Origin of the sequence: Streptococcus mitis, from assembly GCF_002005545.1 — a bacterium.
Lineage (GTDB): Bacteria > Bacillota > Bacilli > Lactobacillales > Streptococcaceae > Streptococcus > Streptococcus mitis_I.
Genome location: NZ_LBMT01000001.1, coordinates 836,681 through 856,582 on the forward strand (window position 1 = coordinate 836,681; position 19,902 = coordinate 856,582).

The following is a 19,902-nucleotide window of genomic DNA, read 5'->3' on the forward strand; positions in this document are numbered from 1 at the left end:
TGAGAACTCAAACTTTTAATGAGAGTTTGATCCTGGCTCAGGACGAACGCTGGCGGCGTGCCTAATACATGCAAGTAGAACGCTGAAGGAGGAGCTTGCTTCTCTGGATGAGTTGCGAACGGGTGAGTAACGCGTAGGTAACCTGCCTGGTAGCGGGGGATAACTATTGGAAACGATAGCTAATACCGCATAACAGTAGATGTTGCATGACATTTGCTTAAAAGGTGCAATTGCATCACTACCAGATGGACCTGCGTTGTATTAGCTAGTTGGTGGGGTAACGGCTCACCAAGGCGACGATACATAGCCGACCTGAGAGGGTGATCGGCCACACTGGGACTGAGACACGGCCCAGACTCCTACGGGAGGCAGCAGTAGGGAATCTTCGGCAATGGACGGAAGTCTGACCGAGCAACGCCGCGTGAGTGAAGAAGGTTTTCGGATCGTAAAGCTCTGTTGTAAGAGAAGAACGGGTGTGAGAGTGGAAAGTTCACACTGTGACGGTATCTTACCAGAAAGGGACGGCTAACTACGTGCCAGCAGCCGCGGTAATACGTAGGTCCCGAGCGTTGTCCGGATTTATTGGGCGTAAAGCGAGCGCAGGCGGTTAGATAAGTCTGAAGTTAAAGGCTGTGGCTTAACCATAGTACGCTTTGGAAACTGTTTAACTTGAGTGCAAGAGGGGAGAGTGGAATTCCATGTGTAGCGGTGAAATGCGTAGATATATGGAGGAACACCGGTGGCGAAAGCGGCTCTCTGGCTTGTAACTGACGCTGAGGCTCGAAAGCGTGGGGAGCAAACAGGATTAGATACCCTGGTAGTCCACGCCGTAAACGATGAGTGCTAGGTGTTAGACCCTTTCCGGGGTTTAGTGCCGCAGCTAACGCATTAAGCACTCCGCCTGGGGAGTACGACCGCAAGGTTGAAACTCAAAGGAATTGACGGGGGCCCGCACAAGCGGTGGAGCATGTGGTTTAATTCGAAGCAACGCGAAGAACCTTACCAGGTCTTGACATCCCTCTGACCTCTCTAGAGATAGAGATTTCCTTCGGGACAGAGGTGACAGGTGGTGCATGGTTGTCGTCAGCTCGTGTCGTGAGATGTTGGGTTAAGTCCCGCAACGAGCGCAACCCCTATTGTTAGTTGCCATCATTCAGTTGGGCACTCTAGCGAGACTGCCGGTAATAAACCGGAGGAAGGTGGGGATGACGTCAAATCATCATGCCCCTTATGACCTGGGCTACACACGTGCTACAATGGCTGGTACAACGAGTCGCAAGCCGGTGACGGCAAGCTAATCTCTTAAAGCCAGTCTCAGTTCGGATTGTAGGCTGCAACTCGCCTACATGAAGTCGGAATCGCTAGTAATCGCGGATCAGCACGCCGCGGTGAATACGTTCCCGGGCCTTGTACACACCGCCCGTCACACCACGAGAGTTTGTAACACCCGAAGTCGGTGAGGTAACCGTAAGGAGCCAGCCGCCTAAGGTGGGATAGATGATTGGGGTGAAGTCGTAACAAGGTAGCCGTATCGGAAGGTGCGGCTGGATCACCTCCTTTCTAAGGATAAGGAACTGCGCATTGGTCTTGTTTAGTCTTGAGAGGTCTTGTGGGGCCTTAGCTCAGCTGGGAGAGCGCCTGCTTTGCACGCAGGAGGTCAGCGGTTCGATCCCGCTAGGCTCCATTGGTGAGAGATCACCAAGTAATGCACATTGAAAATTGAATATCTATATCAAATAGTAACAAGAAAATAAACCGAAAACGCTGTAGTATTAATAAGAGTTTATGACTGAAAGGTCAAAAAATAAGGTTAAGTTAATAAGGGCGCACGGTGGATGCCTTGGCACTAGGAGCCGAAGAAGGACGTGACAAACGACGATATGCCTTGGGTAGCTGTAAGTAAGCGATGATCCAGGGATTTCCGAATGGGGGAACCCAACAGGTACTACCTGTTACCCGCATCTGTTAAGGATGTGAGGAGGAAGACGCAGTGAACTGAAACATCTAAGTAGCTGCAGGAAGAGAAAGCAAAAGCGATTGCCTTAGTAGCGGCGAGCGAAACGGCAGAAGGGCAAACCGAAGAGTTTACTCTTCGGGGTTGTAGGACTGCAATGTGGACTCAAAGATTATAGAAGAATGATTTGGGAAGATCAGCCAAAGAGAGTAATAGCCTCGTATTTAAAATAGTCTTTGTACCTAGCAGTATCCTGAGTACGGCGGGACACGAGAAATCCCGTCGGAATCTGGGAGGACCATCTCCCAACCCTAAATACTCCCTAGTGACCGATAGTGAACCAGTACCGTGAGGGAAAGGTGAAAAGCACCCCGGGAGGGGAGTGAAATAGAACCTGAAACCGTGTGCCTACAACAAGTTCGAGCCCGTTAATGGGTGAGAGCGTGCCTTTTGTAGAATGAACCGGCGAGTTACGTTATGATGCGAGGTTAAGTTGAAGAGACGGAGCCGTAGGGAAACCGAGTCTGAATAGGGCGAATTAGTATCATGACGTAGACCCGAAACCATGTGACCTACCCATGAGCAGGTTGAAGGTGCGGTAAGACGCACTGGAGGACCGAACCAGGGCACGTTGAAAAGTGCTTGGATGACTTGTGGGTAGCGGAGAAATTCCAAACGAACTTGGAGATAGCTGGTTCTCTCCGAAATAGCTTTAGGGCTAGCGTCGACATTAAGATTCTTGGAGGTAGAGCACTGTTTGGGTGAGGGGTCCATCCCGGATTACCAATCTCAGATAAACTCCGAATGCCAATGAATTATGGTCGGCAGTCAGACTGCGAGTGCTAAGATCCGTAGTCGAAAGGGAAACAGCCCAGACCACCAGCTAAGGTCCCAAAATAATTGTTAAGTGGAAAAGGATGTGGGGTTGCACAGACAACTAGGATGTTAGCTTAGAAGCAGCTATTCATTCAAAGAGTGCGTAATAGCTCACTAGTCGAGTGACCCTGCGCCGAAAATGTACCGGGGCTAAAACAATTTACCGAAGCTGTGGATACCTTTATAGGTATGGTAGGAGAGCGTTCTATGTGTGAAGAAGGTGTACCGTGAGGAGTGCTGGAACGCATAGAAGTGAGAATGCCGGTATGAGTAGCGAAAGACAGGTGAGAATCCTGTCCACCGTAAGACTAAGGTTTCCAGGGGAAGGCTCGTCCGCCCTGGGTTAGTCGGGACCTAAGGAGAGACCGAAAGGTGTATCCGATGGACAACAGGTTGATATTCCTGTACTAGAGTATGTAGTGATGGAGGGACGCAGTAGGCTAACTAAAGCAGACGATTGGAAGAGTCTGTCTAAGCAGTGAGGTGTGATATGAGTTAAATGCTTATATCTATAACATTGAGCTGTGATGGGGAGCGAAGTTTAGTAGCGAAGTTAGTGACGTCACACTGCCAAGAAAAGCTTCTAGCGTTTAAACATACTCTACCCGTACCGCAAACCGACACAGGTAGTCGAGGCGAGTAGCCTCAGGTGAGCGAGAGAACTCTCGTTAAGGAACTCGGCAAAATGACCCCGTAACTTCGGGAGAAGGGGTGCTGACTTTAAGTCAGCCGCAGTGAATAGGCCCAAGCAACTGTTTATCAAAAACACAGCTCTCTGCTAAATCGTAAGATGATGTATAGGGGGTGACGCCTGCCCGGTGCTGGAAGGTTAAGAGGAGTGCTTAGCGCAAGCGAAGGTATGAATTGAAGCCCCAGTAAACGGCGGCCGTAACTATAACGGTCCTAAGGTAGCGAAATTCCTTGTCGGGTAAGTTCCGACCCGCACGAAAGGCGTAATGATTTGGGCACTGTCTCAACGAGAGACTCGGTGAAATTTTAGTACCTGTGAAGATGCAGGTTACCCGCGACAGGACGGAAAGACCCCATGGAGCTTTACTGCAGTTTGATATTGAGTGTCTGTACCACATGTACAGGATAGGTAGGAGTCTAAGAGATCGGGACGCCAGTTTCGAAGGAGACGTTGTTGGGATACTACCCTTGTGTTATGGCCACTCTAACCCGGATAGGTGATCCCTATCGGAGACAGTGTCTGACGGGCAGTTTGACTGGGGCGGTCGCCTCCTAAAAGGTAACGGAGGCGCCCAAAGGTTCCCTCAGAATGGTTGGAAATCATTCGCAGAGTGTAAAGGTATAAGGGAGCTTGACTGCGAGAGCTACAACTCGAGCAGGGACGAAAGTCGGGCTTAGTGATCCGGTGGTTCCGTATGGAAGGGCCATCGCTCAACGGATAAAAGCTACCCTGGGGATAACAGGCTTATCTCCCCCAAGAGTTCACATCGACGGGGAGGTTTGGCACCTCGATGTCGGCTCGTCGCATCCTGGGGCTGTAGTCGGTCCCAAGGGTTGGGCTGTTCGCCCATTAAAGCGGCACGCGAGCTGGGTTCAGAACGTCGTGAGACAGTTCGGTCCCTATCCGTCGCGGGCGTAGGAAATTTGAGAGGATCTGCTCCTAGTACGAGAGGACCAGAGTGGACTTACCGCTGGTGTACCAGTTGTCTTGCCAAAGGCATCGCTGGGTAGCTATGTAGGGAAGGGATAAACGCTGAAAGCATCTAAGTGTGAAACCCACCTCAAGATGAGATTTCCCATGATTTTATATCAGTAAGAGCCCTGAGAGATGATCAGGTAGATAGGTTAGAAGTGGAAGTGTGGCGACACATGTAGCGGACTAATACTAATAGCTCGAGGACTTATCCAAAGTAACTGAGAATATGAAAGCGAGAGGTTTTCTTGATTTGAATAGATATTCAATTTTGAGTAGGTATTACTCAGAGTTAAGTGACGATAGCCTAGGAGATACACCTGTACCCATGCCGAACACAGAAGTTAAGCCCTAGAACGCCGGAAGTAGTTGGGGGTTGCCCCCTGTGAGATATGGAAGTCGCTTAGCTCTAGGGAGTTTAGCTCAGCTGGGAGAGCATCTGCCTTACAAGCAGAGGGTCAGCGGTTCGATCCCGTTAACTCCCAAAGGTCCCGTAGTGTAGCGGTTATCACGTCGCCCTGTCACGGCGAAGATCGCGGGTTCGATTCCCGTCGGGACCGTTTAAAATAACGAAAGTTATTTTAGACTCGTTAGCTCAGTTGGTAGAGCAATTGACTTTTAATCAATGGGTCACTGGTTCGAGCCCAGTACGGGTCATATCTGCGGGTTTGGCGGAATTGGCAGACGCACCAGATTTAGGATCTGGCGCTTAACGGCGTGGGGGTTCAAGTCCCTTAACCCGCATTAAGATATAATAAATGAGCCGGCTTAGCTCAGTTGGTAGAGCATCTGATTTGTAATCAGAGGGTCGCGTGTTCAAGTCATGTAGCCGGCATTTTTAGATAGAAGAAAACAGTGCGAACGTAGTTCAGTGGTAGAACACCACCTTGCCAAGGTGGGGGTCGCGGGTTCGAATCCCGTCGTTCGCTTAGAGAGGCCGGGGTGGCGGAACTGGCAGACGCACAGGACTTAAAATCCTGCGATTGGTAACGATCGTACCGGTTCGATTCCGGTCCTCGGCATAATATAATGAGCACCCTTAGCTCAACTGGATAGAGTACCTGACTACGAATCAGGCGGTTAGAGGTTCGACTCCTCTAGGGTGCATTTTTCTATTTAATTCGGGAAGTAGCTCAGCTTGGTAGAGTACTTGGTTTGGGACCAAGGTGTCGCAGGTTCGAATCCTGTCTTCCCGATTCATGGCGGTGTAGCTCAGCTGGCTAGAGCGTCCGGTTCATACCCGGGAGGTCGGGGGTTCGATCCCCTTCGCCGCTATAATGATCTTGTTGGACCTTTAGCTCAGCTGGTTAGAGCTCTCGGCTCATAACCGAGTGGTCGTAGGTTCAAGTCCTACAAGGTCCATTTGAATAGTATGGAGGATTACCCAAGTCCGGCTGAAGGGAACGGTCTTGAAAACCGTCAGGCGTGTAAAAGCGTGCGTGGGTTCGAATCCCACATCCTCCTTTTTTATTAACGCGGGATGGAGCAGCTCGGTAGCTCGTCGGGCTCATAACCCGAAGGTCGTAGGTTCAAATCCTGCTCCCGCAATAAGGCTCGGTAGCTCAGTTGGTAGAGCAATGGATTGAAGCTCCATGTGTCGGCGGTTCGATTCCGTCTCGCGCCATTTTTACTTATAGTATGTATGCGGGTGTAGTTTAGTGGTAAAACTACAGCCTTCCAAGCTGTTGTTGCGAGTTCGATTCTCGTCACCCGCTTTGAACTTTGTTCAAATTACCAAGTTTTTAACTTGGGCGCGTAGCTCAGGTGGTTAGAGCGCACGCCTGATAAGCGTGAGGTCGGTGGTTCGAGTCCACTCGTGCCCATTAATTGGAGAATTACTCAAGAGGCTGAAGAGGACGGTTTGCTAAATCGTTAGGTCGGGTAACTGGCGCAAGGGTTCGAATCCCTTATTCTCCGTTTTATTGAGAGTTTATAACTCTCTTTTTTTGTATTTTTAAGAATAGTAGAATAAAAACTTCAGATTTGTAAAACTTAATTGGATTACTTATCTGAAGTTTTTTTGCGCTCTTTGTCAACTGTAGTGGGCTGCAGAAAAGCTAAAATCTTTATATATTGTTGATTTTATGGTTGTGCTAGTTTATTACTACTTCCAACTATTGAGAGAAATTTCGCCACTATTTAGCCAGATTTCTTTTCCGTTATCACATTGAATTAAAAGTTTTCCATTTTCTGAGATGTCTTTGGCAAGTCCCTTGTAGTCTTTTTGATCTAGTGTGAAAGTAACTTCTTTTCCAAGAACGAATGACTGTTTTTTATATAGGTATAATAGCTCCTCTGCTGGTGTTTCGAAGAAAGCACGCCAGATTTCTATGATTAATTCATTCCTTGTTATTGGAGCTGTAGTTTTAAATAAGCTAGCAGCTTTTTCTTTTAATTCTTGTGGGAAATCATTAATAGTAAAGTTGATTCCTACTCCAATAATGATATCTGTGACTAGGCCTGTTTCTACAGAGGTCATTGCTTCAGTGAGAATTCCTCCAATTTTATGATTGTTTAGGTAGATATCATTGACCCATTTTATGTCGACATCTATTAAAGTTAGGTTCTTAATGGCTTTGTAGACAGCTCCGGCTACAAGTAGTGTGTAGGAGGGTAATTTGTCGTAGGGGAGATTTGGTTTAAGATGGAGTGTCATATAAATGCCACCTTGGGGTGAGTAGAAAGAACGTTGAAATCGACCTCGACCTGCTGTTTGATAGGAAGCTAGATAGAGGGTGTTTGCTTCATTCCCTAAATCAATTGCTTCTTTTGCATCGAGTTGTGTTGATCTTGTTTCGTGTTTAAAACTGATTTTAATTGGAAGATTTTGTTCTAGAAGTTCTGGAAGAATAAGGTCTCCATTCACCAGTTTATAGCCTTTGTTTTTGATACTATCAATTTCAATGCCTTCTTGTTCTAAACGCTTGATGGCTTTCCAAATTGATGTTCGAGTTAGTGATAGTTCTTCTGCAATTTTTTCTCCGCTGATATAATCGATTTCTTTAGCTAGAATTTGGTAGACGGCTTGGTAGGATTTCATAGTGTTTCCTTTCTCACTAGTTGGTGTTGAGAATATTCTTTTCTTGTTTGACTTGGAGTCTGATTAAAGTATTGTTTATAAGCTTTAGAAAAATGTAGTGGATCTGAAAAGCCTACCGAGTATGCTATTACCTTGATTGACTCTTGGGTATTTTCGAGGAGTTGTTTAGCTCGATACATTCGAACGTATAGTAGGTATTCTTTTGGGGATAAGGTGTTAAATTCTTTGAATACGCTTGATAAGTAGCTTCTGTGAACGGATAGTTCTTTTGCTAAATCTTGAATTGTAAGTGATTGAGGATAGTGGCTATCAATTAATCTTTTGCATTCAAGATAGAGTTGGTGGGTCAATGAAATATTCTTTTTCTTCTGATTGGGAGCAATAGTTCCCAGATGAAACATCAGTTCATGGAGTTGTCCCATGATATGGAGTTGAGCTAATTCATTTGATTTGGTAATCTGAGCGAAGCGGACAATGTCTGAGATGAGTTTTGCAGTAGTCTGGGTATGACAAGTTTCAGATTGGATGAGATAGGATTGATCAGAAATTTGAGAAAGAGCAAAATAGTCAGGAGCTTTCCCTCCAGTGATTCCTAACCAGTAGTAGGCCCAAGGTTCTTTACTATCTGCTTGATAAAAGGTTAGTTCATCTGGTTTTAATAGAAAGAAATCTCCTTCTTTTAAATCAACAATTTTACCCTTGTAATGAAATTTTCCTTGTCCTTTACTAATGTAATGTAGAACGTATGTATCACGAATGGCTGGACCAAAAGAGTAATTTGGTGTGCATTCCTCATATCCATAAAAGCTTAGGGAAAGGTCGATTGTTCCAGTCTGGTATTCTGAAAAAACTAACATGTGCTACCTCCTACCTAACATTTTACCATATTCTTGAGACATTTTTCTATTTTAGAAAGCGATTTCAGATGATAAAATAGAGTCAATAAAGTGATGAGGTGAAGTAAATGGGAGTTAGGATAGAGAATAATCTATTTTATGTTGAGAGTAAAAATCTAAGTTTGATTATTGAAAATCGAAATGGCTACTTACTTTTGAAACATTTAGGAAAGACTATTAAGAACTATAAAGGTTCCAATAGTGTTTATGAACGAGACCATGCCTTTTCAGGAAATCCAACAGCTACTAATCGAACCTTTAGTTTGGATACGCAACGTCAGATTTTTGGACAACATGGCTTAGGAGATTTTAGGCAACCAACTATACAGATTCAGCATGATGCAACTGAAGTAACAGATTTTCGATTTGTAGAAGCAAAGATTTTAAAAGGTCAGAATGGTCCACAGGGCTTACCTTCTCCACACAGCGTGGATGATACAGAGACTCTTGTCTTAATGTTAGAAGATTCTAAGGCTCAACTTAGTCTGACTTTGTATTATACTGCTTTTGATAATGATGCGACAATTGCTAGTTACAGCAAATTGGAGAATAATAGTAATCAGGAAGTTATCATCCATAAGGACTTTTCTTTTATGGCTGATTTCCCTGCTGCAGCTTACGAAATCGTAACTCTTCAGGGAGCTTATGCTCGTGAAAAGACTGTCAGACGTCAACAGGTAGAACAAGGAATCTTTTCGATTAGTTCGAACCGTGGAGCTTCTGGGCATGCTCAAACACCAGCTCTTCTACTATGTGATCAAGGAATCACAGAGGATGCAGGGAATGTGTTTGCTATTCAACTAATGTATAGTGGAAACTTTGAAGCTTTTGTTCAAAAGAATCAATTGAATGAAGTTCGGCTGGCTATTGGGATTAATCCGGAAAACTTTTCTTGGAAGTTAGACCCTGAGGAATACTTTGAAACACCGGTAGCTTTAGTGACCTATTCAGATGAGGGATTAACTGGTGTTAGTCATGAAAGTCAGAATTTTGTACTGAAGCACATTATGCCAAGTAAATTTTCTAAAAAAGAACGTCCAATTCTAATCAATAACTGGGAAGCTACTTACTTTGACTTTCAGAGAGAAAAGCTGTTAGAGCTAGCTGATGAAGCTAAGAAAGTTGGAATTGAGCTTTTTGTATTAGATGATGGTTGGTTTGGCAATCGCTTTGATGATAATCGTGCTTTAGGTGATTGGGTTGTTAATGAGAAAAAACTGGGTGGAAGTCTAGAAAGTCTGATTTCAGCAATCCATGACAGAGGTTTGCAGTTTGGACTTTGGTTAGAACCTGAGATGATTTCTGTTGATAGCGACTTGTATCGTCAATATCCTGACTGGGCCATTCAGGTTCCTGGCTATGAGCATACCTATTCTAGAAATCAATTAGTACTTAATCTTGCCAATCCTCAGGTAGTAGAATACTTGAAAAATGTATTAGATGAACTCCTATCTTATCATGAGATTGATTACATTAAATGGGATATGAATCGTAATATGACTAACCTAGGAAATGGCTTTACTTATCTAGAAACACAGATGCAATCTCATCAGTACATGTTGGGGCTTTACGAACTCGTTTCTTATCTGACAGAAAAGCACAGCCATATTCTCTTTGAGTCCTGCTCTGGTGGTGGTGGACGAAATGATCTTGGTATGATGCGTTATTTCCCACAAGTCTGGGCTAGTGATAATACTGATGCTATTGCACGTTTACCAATTCAATACGGTTCATCCTATCTCTATCCAACCATTTCTATGGGGGTTCATGTGTCAGCAGTACCGAATCATCAGATGGGGCGAACGACACCATTAGAAACACGTGGTCATGTAGCAATGATGGGAAATTTGGGATTTGAGCTTGATTTGACAAGTTTATCAGCTGAAGAGAAAGCTGAGATTGCTAATCAGGTGAACTTGTATAAAGAATTACGACCAGTAGTTCAGTTAGGACAACAGTATAGACTAATTAATCCTGATACTGCATCCAATGAAGCAGCTGTACAATTTAATTACAAAAATCAAACGATTGTAACCTACGTTCGCGTTTTGTCAGTTGTAGAGACCATGGAAACAACTTTAAAGTTAAAAGATTTGGATGAAGTGGGACTATATGAATTACAGGAAAATGGCGAAGTTTACTCAGGTGCAGAACTAATGTATGCGGGTTTAACTGTTATTTTATCCCAAGGAGATTTTTTGAGTAGACAGTATATTTTTAGAAGACTATAATAAAGGTGTATAAATTTATAAAGGAGGCTTTTCAATGAAATGGTATAAGAAAGCAGGTTTTCTTTTAGTCGCTGGGGCTAGTTTACTAGGCCTAGCAGCTTGTGGTCAGAATAATCAATCGACTGATGGAAAGGTAACGATTGAATTTTTTAACCAGAAGACCGAAATGGCGGATACTTTGCAAAAAATTGTAGATAATTTTGAAAAGGATCATCCTACTATTGATGTAAAACTGACGACTGTTCCGGCAGCTGGCATTGTTCTGAAGACTCGGATTTTATCAGGAGATGTTCCAGATATTGTTAATATCTATCCTCAAAATATGGATTTTCAGGAGTGGGCAAAAGCAGGTTACTTTGCAGATATGACAGGGAAATCTTATCTTGAGAATATTAAGAATGACTATGCAGAAAAGTATGCAATCAATAACAAGATTTATAGTGTACCTTTAACTGCTAACCTTTATGGAATCTATTACAATAAAACAAAGTTTAAAGAATTAGGACTTGAGGAACCGAAGACTTTTAAAGAGTTTCAAGAGATTGTTAAAAAGATAAAAGATAGTGGGAATTCTCCGTTTGCAGTTGCAGGCAACGAAGGATGGACATTAAACGGTTATCACCAACTTTCTCTCATTACTATTACAGGCAGTGGAGACGCAGCTAATAACTATCTTCGCTTTTCAAAACCAAATGCTATTTCTGCAGATGATGCTATTTTAAAAGCAGATGCAGAACGACTAGATTTGTTGGCAGACAATGCTCAAGATGGATGGCGTGGTGCCTCTTATAATGATGCGGTGGTAGCATTCTCGAATGAAAAAGCCTTGATGATGCCACAAGGATCATGGGCATTAGCGGCAATTAATCAACAGGATCCAAAATTTGATGTGGGAATGTTTGCCTTCCCAGGAGAAGAAGTAGGAAAAGAAGTCACTGTTGGTGCAGGGGACATGGCATTATCAACTTCAGCTACTACCAAACATCCTAAAGAAAGCGAAGAATTTATCAGCTATATGACTAGTCCAAAAGCTATGCAAGCATATTATGATGTGGATGGATCACCAGTTGCGGTGAAAGGTGTACAGGAAAAAGAAGATTCAGCACTTGCAGAGATTTCTAAACTAGCATTTACGGATAAACATTATGTTTGGTTGGGCCAACACTGGAATTCTGAAGAAGATTTTTTCAATCTAAGTGCAGGTTACTTGATGGATAAAAATCTGAAAAATATGGCAAACAATCTCAATGCTTTCTTTAATCCAATGAAGGCAGATTTGGACTAGAATAGGAGTTAAGATGATATGGCTATTCGAAAATTTTTAAATAAATACTGGGGTTGGACTTTTTTGCTCATCCCGCTTGCATTACAAGCTATCTTCTTTTACTTTCCGATGGTACAAGGTGCTTTCTATAGTTTGACTAACTGGACTGGATTGACCTATAATTATAAATTTGTCGGTCTGAATAACTACAAATTGCTGATGATTGATGGGAAATTCTTCACAGCCATTGCTTTTACTTTGATTTTAACCCTGGCATTGATTATTGGAGAGATTACAATTGGGATGGTTGTGGCTCGAGCCTTAAATTCTAAGATGAAAGGGCAGACCTTCTTTAGAGCATGGTTCTTTTTCCCAGCAGTTTTGTCTGGTTTGACAGTTTCCTTGATTTTTAAACAATTCTTCAACTATGGTCTTCCAACGATTGGAAAAATTTTAGGGATTAGTTTTTTACAAGAAAGTCTATTAGGAACACCAATCGGAGCGGTAGTGGCAACTATTTTTGTTCTTCTATGGCAAGGAGTAGCAATGCCAATTATTCTCTTTCTTGCTGGTCTTCAGAGTATTCCATCTGATATTTTGGAGGCAGCATCAATTGATGGTGCAACAAGCAAACAAACTTTTTGGAAGATTGAATTACCATATTTGTTGCCAACGATTTCTATGGTTTTTATCCTAGCTCTTAAGTCTGGTTTGACTGCCTTTGACCAAATTTTTGCCTTGACGAGTGGTGGCCCAAATAATGCTACAACGTCTCTTGGTCTTTTAGTCTACAACTATGCCTTCAAGAGTAATCAATATGGATATGCGAATGCAATTGCCTTGATTTTATTCTTAATTATTGGAATTGTTTCTCTTATCCAAATCAAACTATCAAAGAAATTTGAAATCTAATAGGGGAGTCTTACACATGAAAAAAGAAGAAAAATTGAATCAGTTTTGGAAGTATGTCCTCTTGATAGTAGGTGGTATTCTCATACTTGTTCCTTTGTTGGTAACGGTTTTTAGTTCCTTCAAGACAACCAAGGATATCATGAATCATTTCTTTGGTTTGCCCAATCCTTTTACGTTAAGTAATTATGAACGATTGGTTTCGGATGGGATTGGAGGCTATTTCTGGAATTCTGCTGTTATTACGGTGTTATCATTGATTGTAGTAGCCTTCTTTATACCAGCTGCAGCCTATTCCATTGCTCGAAATATGTCCAAGAAAAAAGCCTTTGCAATTATGTATTCGCTCTTGATCTTAGGGATATTTGTTCCATTTCAGGTGATTATGATTCCTATCACAGTTATGATGAGCAAACTCGGCCTGGCAAATATGTGGGGGTTGGTACTACTTTATCTAACTTATGCTATTCCACAGACTCTCTTCTTGTATGTTGGTTATATAAAAATCAGTGTACCGGATAGTTTGGATGAAGCTGCGGAAATTGATGGGGCTGATCGATTTACAACTTACCGTCGAATCATCTTTCCAATGCTGAAACAAATGCATGCTACAACTTTGATTATCAATGCTCTCTGGTTCTGGAATGACTTTATGTTGCCACTGTTGATTCTGAATAAGGATTCCAAAATGTGGACTCTGCCTCTCTTCCAGTACAACTACCAAGGTCAGTATTTTAATGACTATGGGCCAAGTTTTGCATCCTATATTGTGGGAATTGTAACAATTACTGTCGTCTACCTCATCTTCCAAAAACATATTATTTCAGGCATGAGCAACGGAGCAGTGAAGTAAGAAGAACTCATGGAATCTATAGTCTTTGACACAGAGGAAGGGTTCAACTTGTTGATAATTCTATGTAGAAAACAAGAAAGTAGTACTTAGTTTATCACAGTCTATATTAGTACTAGTTTGATGATAAACAGAGATTTAATACTCAATGAAAATCAAAGAGCAAACTAGGAAGCTAGCCGCAGGTTGCTCAAAGCACAGCTTTGAGGTTGCAGATAAAGCTGACGTGGTTTGAAGAGATTTTCGAAGAGTATAACATGAATTTGATTTACGAAGCCAGGTCATATGAGACTTGGCTTCAATTAGAAAAAGGAGAGTAATGATGCCAATTCAGAATAAAACTATGTTGATTACCTATTCAGATAGTCTTGGAAATAATCTTAAAGACTTATATGAGAATTTGGAAGAGCATTTTGGAGATGCTATTGGGGGAGTTCACCTTCTACCATTTTTCCCATCAACAGGTGATCGTGGATTTGCGCCAGTTGACTACGACGAAGTGGATTCAGTTTTTGGTGATTGGGAGGATGTTAAGCGTTTAGGTGAGAAATATTATCTTATGTTTGACTTTATGATTAATCATATTTCTCGTCAATCCAAGTATTATAAGGACTATCAAGAAAAACATGAAGCCAGTGAATTTAAAGATCTCTTTTTAAACTGGGATAAGTTTTGGCCAGAAAACCGTCCGACACAGTCTGATGTAGATTTAATTTACAAGCGTAAGTATCGTGCACCAAAGCAAGAGATTGTGTTTGAAAATGGGTCAGTGGAACATTTGTGGAATACCTTTGGTGAGGAGCAGATTGATCTTGATGTGACCAAAAAAGTAACGATGGAATTTATCCGTAAGACCATTCAGCACTTGGCAAGTAATGGGTGTAATTTGATTCGTCTAGATGCCTTTGCTTATGCAGTGAAGAAATTGGATACTAATGATTTCTTTGTAGAACCAGATATTTGGGATTTATTGGACAAAGTTCGAGATATCGCTGCTGAGTATGGGACAGAGCTCTTACCTGAGATTCATGAACATTATTCGATTCAGTTTAAAATAGCGGACCATGATTACTACGTTTACGATTTTGCTCTTCCAATGGTAACACTTTATACTCTTTACAGTTCCAGAATAGAGCGCTTGACTAAGTGGTTAAAGATGAGCCCGATGAAGCAATTTACGACGCTAGATACCCATGATGGGATTGGAGTAGTAGATGTCAAGGATATCCTAACCGATGAGGAGATTGACTATGCTTCAAATGAACTCTATAAGGTTGGAGCTAATGTCAAACGTAAGTACTCCAGTGCCGAGTATAACAATTTAGATATCTACCAAATCAATTCAACCTATTATTCTGCGCTTGGAGATGATGATGTTAAGTATTTTCTTGCACGCTTAATTCAAGCATTTGCCCCAGGCATTCCTCAGGTTTACTATGTAGGTCTATTAGCAGGCAAGAATGATTTGAAATTATTAGAAGAAACTAAAGAAGGTCGAAATATTAATCGTCATTACTATAGCAATGAGGAAATAGCAGAAGAAGTCCAACGCCCTGTGGTGAAGGCCCTTCTCAATCTATTTTCTTTCCGAAACCGTTCAGAAGCCTTTGATCTAGAAGGGACTATTGAGATAGAGACACCAACAGCCCACAGCATTGTAATCAAACGTCAAAATAAAGATAAGTCCGTAACAGCAGTAGCAGAAATTGATTTGCAAAATCAGACTTATCGGGTAATTGAGAACGGAATTGAAGTAACATTTTGAAGTCTTGATATGGTTGATAAAATAGGGTTTTTATTTTAGAAAACGTTTCCTTTGTTTTCAAATTGCTAAAAAAGTGGTACAATATAGGATAGCTTACTATTATCTGAATCAACTGATTTGGAGAGAAAGGATTCATTTTGAAATCAATAGGCTTTATTGAAAAGCTGAAAGGGTTGTCTAGTAAAGAGCTGATTTTATTGGGAATTATCCTGAGTATCTTTTTACCCTTTTATCTTTTTGTAGTTGTATTCTGTTTATATATTATCAGTTTAATTTTCACAGGAGACATGAAAAGTATTCTTCAGAAAATGGGGGAGCATCCGATGCTGCTTCTTTTTCTTGGCTATAGTACTGTTATATCCGTTTTTGCACAAAATTGGATGGGAGTTGTGGCTTCAGTAGGAATTTTTCTATTTACTGTTTTCTTTTTGCATTATCAGTCGATTTTATCACATAAATTCTTTCGATTGATTTTGCAGCTCGTCTTGTTTGGTAGCGTCTTGTCAGCTGCTTTTGCGAGTTTAGAACATTTCCAAATTGTGAAGAAATTCAACTATGCTTTTCTTTCACCCAATATGCAGGTGTGGCATCAGAATCGTGCAGAAGTGACCTTCTTTAATCCTAATTATTATGGAATTATTTGTTGTTTCTGTATCATGATCGCCTTCTATCTGTTTACAACGACCAAGTTGAATTGGTTGAAAGTATTCTGTGTGTTTGCAGGCTTTGTGAATCTCTTTGGTTTGAACTTTACGCAAAATCGAACTGCCTTTCCTGCTATTATAGCTGGAGCCATTATTTATCTCTTTACGACCATTAAAAACTGGAAGGCCTTTTGGCTTAGTATTGGGGTCTTTGCGATTGGCTTGAGTTTCCTCTTTTCCAGTGATTTAGGAGTTCGGATGGGGACTTTAGACTCTTCTATGGAAGAACGAATTTCTATCTGGGATGCTGGGATGGCCTTATTTAAGCAAAATCCTTTCTGGGGTGAAGGGCCATTGACCTACATGCACTCGTATCCTCGGATAAATGCTCCTTATCATGAACATGCTCACAGTCTATATATCGATACGATTCTGAGTTACGGAATTGTGGGGACTATTTTATTAGTTTTGTCTTCTGTTGCTCCTGTTCGCTTGATGATGGATATGAGTCAGGAGTCGGGGAAACGCCCGATTATCGGTCTTTATCTGTCTTTCCTTACAGTGGTTGCTGTACACGGAATCTTTGACTTGGCCCTCTTCTGGATTCAGTCAGGTTTTATTTTCTTATTAGTTATGTGCAGTGTTCCATTGGAGCATCGAACCTTGGTATCTGACATGACGGATTAAGTTTTATAAGATTGAAATCTTCTACCTTGGGTAGAAGTTTTTTTACTGGGAAAAATTATTTCCAAATCGAAATAGTTGACAGATGGAATGGCGAGTGTTACAATTACTTTATTCGTTTCGATGTAGAAATAAAAGGAGGTGTCATGAAAGATAGTCATTTGGTAGCCCATCATATTCGTTTGTTGAATGGGCGGATTTTTCAAAAGTTACTTAGCCAAGACCCTGAAGCTCTTTATCGGAGTGAGCAGGGCAAGATTTTAGCGGTTTTATGGAATAGTGAAACTGGCTGTGCAACTGCGACAGATATTGCGCTTGCGACTGGTCTTGCTAATAATACACTGACGACGATGATAAAAAAATTAGAGGAACAAAATCTTGTAACTGTTAGTCCATGCGGAGAAGACAAGCGTAAGAAGTATTTAGTTTTAACAGATTTGGGGCAGTCCCAGAAAGAAGTGGGGCATCGTGTCAGTCAGAAATTGGATACGATCTTTTACAAAGGGTTTTCAGAGGAAGAAATTCGTCAGTTTGAAGCCTTTCAAGAAAGAATTTTGGCTAATCTGAAAGAGGAGGAAAATGAGGCTTAAAATGGAGCAAATTAGCTGTTTATAAGTAAAGGCCACTTTTGACTTTGTTTTCCAGCTCTTAGGACAAGGAAACTATGTGGTTAGCTATGGTCAGAATCGGATTGGTTGAGTTGCCTATGCCCAGTACGATATCTTCCGTCTAGAAAACGGGAAAATTGTGGAGCATTGGGACAATAAGGAAGTCATGCCTAAGGTAGAAGACTTGACCAATCGAGGGAAGTTTTAAATGAGGACAAAGAATGATTGAATACAAAAATGTAGCTTTACGTTACACAGAAAAAGATGTCTTGAGAGATGTTAATTTACGGATTGAGAATGGGGAATTTATGGTTTTAGTTGGGCCATCTGGGTCCGGTAAGACGACCATGATCAAGATGATTAACCGTCTTTTGGAACCAACTGATGGAAATATTTATATGGATGGCAAGCGCATCAAAGACTATGATGAGCGTGAACTTCGTCTTTCTACTGGTTATGTTTTACAGGCCATTGCTCTCTTTCCAAATCTAACGGTTGCGGAAAATATTGCCCTGATTCCTGAGATGAAGGGTTGGACTAAGGAAGAAATTGCTCAGAAAACAGAAGAGCTTTTGGCAAAGGTTGGTTTACCAGCAGCTGAGTATGGACATCGACTTCCTAATGAATTATCTGGTGGAGAACAGCAACGGGTCGGTATTGTTCGTGCTATGATTGGTCAGCCTAAGATTCTCCTCATGGATGAGCCTTTTTCGGCTCTTGATGCTATTTCGAGAAAACAGTTGCAGGTTCTGACTAAAGAATTGCATAAAGAGTTTGGGATGACAACGATTTTTGTGACCCATGATACGGATGAAGCTTTGAAATTGGCGGACCGTATTGCTGTTTTACAGGATGGGGAGATTCGCCAGGTAGCGAATCCCGAGACAATTTTAAAAGCGCCTGCCACAGACTTTGTAGCAGACTTGTTTGGAGGTAGTGTTCATGACTAATTTAATTGCAACTTTTCAAGATCGTTTTAGTGATTGGTTGACAGCTCTATCTCAACATTTGCAGTTGTCGCTTTTGACCTTGTTGCTAGCTATCTTTATCGCGATTCCCTTGGCTGTCTATCTTCGCTATCATGAGAAGTTGGCCGACTGGGTCTTGCAGATTGCAGGGATTTTCCAGACTATCCCGTCACTGGCCTTGTTAGGGCTCTTTATCCCCTTGATGGGAATTGGAACCTTGCCAGCTTTGACAGCTCTAGTGATTTATGCGATTTTTCCGATTTTACAAAATACCATCACTGGACTCAAGGGAATTGATCCGAGTCTGCAGGAGGCTGGGATTGCCTTTGGGATGACTAGGTGGGAGCGTCTCAAGAAGTTTGAAATTCCACTTGCTATGCCTGTTATGATGTCTGGGATTCGGACGGCAGCGGTCTTAATTATCGGTACGGCAACCTTGGCTGCCTTGATTGGTGCAGGGGGGCTGGGTTCCTTTATCCTTTTGGGAATTGACCGTAATAATGCCAGTCTGATTTTGATTGGGGCCCTTTCTTCTGCAGTGCTGGCTATTGCCTTTAACTTCTTACTAAAAGTGATGGAAAAAGCAAAATTGCGGACGATTTTTTCTGGTTTTGCCTTGGTGACCATATTGCTCGGTCTGTCTTATAGCCCAGCTCTCTTGGCTCAAAAAGAGAAAGAAAACTTGGTTATTGCTGGGAAATTGGGACCGGAACCAGAAATTTTGGCCAATATGTATAAGTTGCTGATTGAAGAAAATACCAGTATGACTGCGACTGTTAAACCAAATTTTGGGAAAACAAGCTTCCTCTATGAAGCTCTGAAAAAGGGAGATATTGACATTTATCCTGAATTTACTGGTACGGTGACTGAAAGTTTACTTCAGCCATCACCTAAAGTGAGTCATGAGCCAGAGCAGGTTTATCAGGTGGCGCGTGATGGTATTGCTAAACAGGATCATCTAGCCTATCTCAAACCCATGTCTTATCAAAATACCTATGCTGTAGCTGTTCCGAAAAAGATTGCTCAAGAATATGGCTTGAAGACCATTTCGGACTTGAAAAAAGTGGAAGGGCAGTTGAAGGCAGGCTTTACACTCGAGTTTAATGACCGTGAAGATGGAAATAAGGGCTTGCAATCAATGTACGGTCTCAATCTCAATGTAGCGACTATGGAGCCAGCTCTTCGCTATCAGGCTATTCAGTCGGGCGATATTCAAATCACGGATGCCTATTCGACTGATGCGGAATTGGCACGTTACGATTTACAGGTTTTGGAAGATGACAAGCAACTCTTCCCACCTTATCAAGGGGCTCCACTAATGAAAGAAGCTCTCCTCAAGAAACATCCAGAGTTGGAAACAGTTCTCAATAAATTGGCTGGTAAAATTACTGAAAGCCAGATGAGCCAGCTCAACTACCAAGTCGGTGTTGAAGGCAAGTCAGCAGAACAAGTAGCCAAGGAGTTTCTACAAGAACAAGGTTTGTTGAAGAAATAGTTTGAAAATGTCAAACTCAACTTTGTTAAACGACCATATAGAAGAACGCTCAGAC

The 19,902-nt window shown here is 42.0% G+C and carries 11 protein-coding genes, 18 tRNA genes, 3 rRNA genes and 1 pseudogene; 31 read left to right on the plus strand and 2 right to left on the minus strand.

The window, feature by feature from the left end:
• The first annotated feature begins 14 nt into the window (after window positions 1-14).
• The 21 genes from QS39_RS04350 to QS39_RS04450 all read left to right on the plus strand — a co-directional run bounded on the left by QS39_RS04350 (window position 15) and on the right by QS39_RS04450 (window position 6,410).
• Window positions 15-1,560, plus strand: a 16S ribosomal RNA gene (locus tag QS39_RS04350).
• A 51-nt stretch (window positions 1,561-1,611) separates the two neighbouring features.
• A tRNA-Ala gene (locus tag QS39_RS04355) sits at window positions 1,612-1,684 on the plus strand.
• Window positions 1,685-1,808: 124 nt separating this feature from the next.
• Window positions 1,809-4,709 (plus strand): 23S ribosomal RNA (locus QS39_RS04360).
• A 76-nt stretch (window positions 4,710-4,785) separates the two neighbouring features.
• Window positions 4,786-4,901, plus strand: a 5S ribosomal RNA gene (gene rrf, locus QS39_RS04365).
• The 16S, 23S and 5S rRNA genes sit together here with 18 tRNA genes alongside, the layout of an rRNA operon.
• Before the next feature lie 4 nt (window positions 4,902-4,905).
• Window positions 4,906-4,978: transfer RNA gene (locus tag QS39_RS04370), tRNA-Val, on the plus strand.
• A gap of 2 nt (window positions 4,979-4,980) precedes the next feature.
• Window positions 4,981-5,053: transfer RNA gene (locus QS39_RS04375), tRNA-Asp, on the plus strand.
• 24 nt (window positions 5,054-5,077) lie between these two features.
• A tRNA-Lys gene (locus QS39_RS04380) sits at window positions 5,078-5,150 on the plus strand.
• 5 nt (window positions 5,151-5,155) lie between these two features.
• Window positions 5,156-5,237 (plus strand) — tRNA-Leu (locus QS39_RS04385).
• Between the two features lie 18 nt (window positions 5,238-5,255).
• Window positions 5,256-5,328 (plus strand) — tRNA-Thr (locus QS39_RS04390).
• 22 nt (window positions 5,329-5,350) lie between these two features.
• Window positions 5,351-5,422: transfer RNA gene (locus QS39_RS04395), tRNA-Gly, on the plus strand.
• 7 nt (window positions 5,423-5,429) lie between these two features.
• Window positions 5,430-5,515: transfer RNA gene (locus tag QS39_RS04400), tRNA-Leu, on the plus strand.
• A gap of 11 nt (window positions 5,516-5,526) precedes the next feature.
• A tRNA-Arg gene (locus QS39_RS04405) sits at window positions 5,527-5,600 on the plus strand.
• Window positions 5,601-5,615: 15 nt separating this feature from the next.
• A tRNA-Pro gene (locus QS39_RS04410) sits at window positions 5,616-5,689 on the plus strand.
• Window positions 5,690-5,694: 5 nt separating this feature from the next.
• Window positions 5,695-5,768, plus strand: a tRNA-Met gene (locus QS39_RS04415).
• Between the two features lie 13 nt (window positions 5,769-5,781).
• Window positions 5,782-5,855, plus strand: a tRNA-Ile gene (locus tag QS39_RS04420).
• A 12-nt stretch (window positions 5,856-5,867) separates the two neighbouring features.
• A tRNA-Ser gene (locus tag QS39_RS04425) sits at window positions 5,868-5,957 on the plus strand.
• Between the two features lie 10 nt (window positions 5,958-5,967).
• Window positions 5,968-6,041: transfer RNA gene (locus QS39_RS04430), tRNA-Met, on the plus strand.
• Window positions 6,042-6,044: 3 nt separating this feature from the next.
• Window positions 6,045-6,117, plus strand: a tRNA-Phe gene (locus QS39_RS04435).
• A gap of 20 nt (window positions 6,118-6,137) precedes the next feature.
• Window positions 6,138-6,208 (plus strand) — tRNA-Gly (locus QS39_RS04440).
• A gap of 34 nt (window positions 6,209-6,242) precedes the next feature.
• A tRNA-Ile gene (locus QS39_RS04445) sits at window positions 6,243-6,316 on the plus strand.
• Window positions 6,317-6,322: 6 nt separating this feature from the next.
• Window positions 6,323-6,410: transfer RNA gene (locus tag QS39_RS04450), tRNA-Ser, on the plus strand.
• Between the two features lie 187 nt (window positions 6,411-6,597).
• On the opposite strand, the gene birA is transcribed toward QS39_RS04450, so the two are convergent.
• Both birA and QS39_RS04460 read right to left on the minus strand, forming a co-directional pair.
• Complete coding sequence (gene birA, locus QS39_RS04455) at window positions 6,598-7,533, minus strand: bifunctional biotin--[acetyl-CoA-carboxylase] ligase/biotin operon repressor BirA (RefSeq protein ID WP_077804738.1); 936 nt, start codon at window positions 7,531-7,533, stop codon at window positions 6,598-6,600.
• A complete protein-coding gene (locus QS39_RS04460; RefSeq protein ID WP_077804739.1) occupies window positions 7,530-8,390 on the minus strand; it encodes an AraC family transcriptional regulator in 861 nt (286 codons plus the stop codon). The genes birA and QS39_RS04460 overlap by 4 nt, the downstream gene beginning before the upstream one ends.
• Before the next feature lie 107 nt (window positions 8,391-8,497).
• Here QS39_RS04460 and QS39_RS04465 point away from each other — a divergent pair, with 107 nt between their 5' ends.
• From QS39_RS04465 to QS39_RS04510, 10 genes and pseudogenes are all read left to right on the plus strand, one after another.
• Window positions 8,498-10,660 (plus strand): alpha-galactosidase, encoded by a 2,163-nt coding sequence (locus QS39_RS04465; protein WP_077804740.1) that lies wholly within the window; start codon window positions 8,498-8,500, stop codon window positions 10,658-10,660.
• A gap of 34 nt (window positions 10,661-10,694) precedes the next feature.
• Complete coding sequence (locus tag QS39_RS04470; RefSeq protein WP_077804741.1) at window positions 10,695-11,945, plus strand: extracellular solute-binding protein; 1,251 nt, start codon at window positions 10,695-10,697, stop codon at window positions 11,943-11,945.
• Between the two features lie 18 nt (window positions 11,946-11,963).
• Entirely contained in the window at window positions 11,964-12,836 is an 873-nt protein-coding gene (locus QS39_RS04475; protein ID WP_001007686.1) for a carbohydrate ABC transporter permease, read from the plus strand.
• A 16-nt stretch (window positions 12,837-12,852) separates the two neighbouring features.
• Window positions 12,853-13,686: a carbohydrate ABC transporter permease gene (locus tag QS39_RS04480; protein WP_077804742.1), complete on the plus strand. Its 834-nt coding sequence runs from the start codon at window positions 12,853-12,855 to the stop codon at window positions 13,684-13,686.
• Between the two features lie 319 nt (window positions 13,687-14,005).
• Window positions 14,006-15,448, plus strand: a complete 1,443-nt coding sequence (gtfA, locus tag QS39_RS04490) for a sucrose phosphorylase (RefSeq protein ID WP_077804743.1) — start codon at window positions 14,006-14,008, stop codon at window positions 15,446-15,448.
• A 137-nt stretch (window positions 15,449-15,585) separates the two neighbouring features.
• Window positions 15,586-16,779 carry an O-antigen ligase family protein gene (locus QS39_RS04495; protein WP_004242420.1) on the plus strand — a complete coding sequence of 398 codons (1,194 nt, stop codon included), beginning with the start codon at window positions 15,586-15,588 and terminating at the stop codon, window positions 16,777-16,779.
• Window positions 16,780-16,922: 143 nt separating this feature from the next.
• Window positions 16,923-17,366, plus strand: a complete 444-nt coding sequence (locus tag QS39_RS04500; RefSeq protein WP_033676408.1) for a MarR family winged helix-turn-helix transcriptional regulator — start codon at window positions 16,923-16,925, stop codon at window positions 17,364-17,366.
• A gap of 34 nt (window positions 17,367-17,400) precedes the next feature.
• A pseudogene (locus QS39_RS10995) lies at window positions 17,401-17,592 on the plus strand (nuclear transport factor 2 family protein); the annotation flags it as partial.
• A gap of 13 nt (window positions 17,593-17,605) precedes the next feature.
• A complete protein-coding gene (locus QS39_RS04505) occupies window positions 17,606-18,334 on the plus strand; it encodes an ATP-binding cassette domain-containing protein (protein WP_033679753.1) in 729 nt (242 codons plus the stop codon).
• Window positions 18,327-19,847 carry an ABC transporter permease/substrate-binding protein gene (locus QS39_RS04510; RefSeq protein ID WP_033684815.1) on the plus strand — a complete coding sequence of 507 codons (1,521 nt, stop codon included), beginning with the start codon at window positions 18,327-18,329 and terminating at the stop codon, window positions 19,845-19,847. Before QS39_RS04505 ends, QS39_RS04510 begins: the two co-directional genes overlap by 8 nt.
• Window positions 19,848-19,902: the final 55 nt, after the last annotated feature.

What these genes read in the sequence shown, in the direction of transcription:
- gtfA (WP_077804743.1), top strand. Translation starts at nt 14,006, where the DNA reads ATGCCAATTCAGAATAAAACTATGTTGATTACCTATTCAGATAGTCTT.
- QS39_RS04510 (WP_033684815.1), top strand. Translation starts at nt 18,327, where the DNA reads ATGACTAATTTAATTGCAACTTTTCAAGATCGTTTTAGTGATTGGTTG.
- QS39_RS04500 (WP_033676408.1), top strand. Translation starts at nt 16,923, where the DNA reads ATGAAAGATAGTCATTTGGTAGCCCATCATATTCGTTTGTTGAATGGG.
- birA (WP_077804738.1), bottom strand. Translation starts at nt 7,533, where the DNA reads ATGAAATCCTACCAAGCCGTCTACCAAATTCTAGCTAAAGAAATCGAT.
- QS39_RS04470 (WP_077804741.1), top strand. Translation starts at nt 10,695, where the DNA reads ATGAAATGGTATAAGAAAGCAGGTTTTCTTTTAGTCGCTGGGGCTAGT.
- QS39_RS04505 (WP_033679753.1), top strand. Translation starts at nt 17,606, where the DNA reads ATGATTGAATACAAAAATGTAGCTTTACGTTACACAGAAAAAGATGTC.
- QS39_RS04465 (WP_077804740.1), top strand. Translation starts at nt 8,498, where the DNA reads ATGGGAGTTAGGATAGAGAATAATCTATTTTATGTTGAGAGTAAAAAT.
- QS39_RS04480 (WP_077804742.1), top strand. Translation starts at nt 12,853, where the DNA reads ATGAAAAAAGAAGAAAAATTGAATCAGTTTTGGAAGTATGTCCTCTTG.
- QS39_RS04460 (WP_077804739.1), bottom strand. Translation starts at nt 8,390, where the DNA reads ATGTTAGTTTTTTCAGAATACCAGACTGGAACAATCGACCTTTCCCTA.
- QS39_RS04475 (WP_001007686.1), top strand. Translation starts at nt 11,964, where the DNA reads ATGGCTATTCGAAAATTTTTAAATAAATACTGGGGTTGGACTTTTTTG.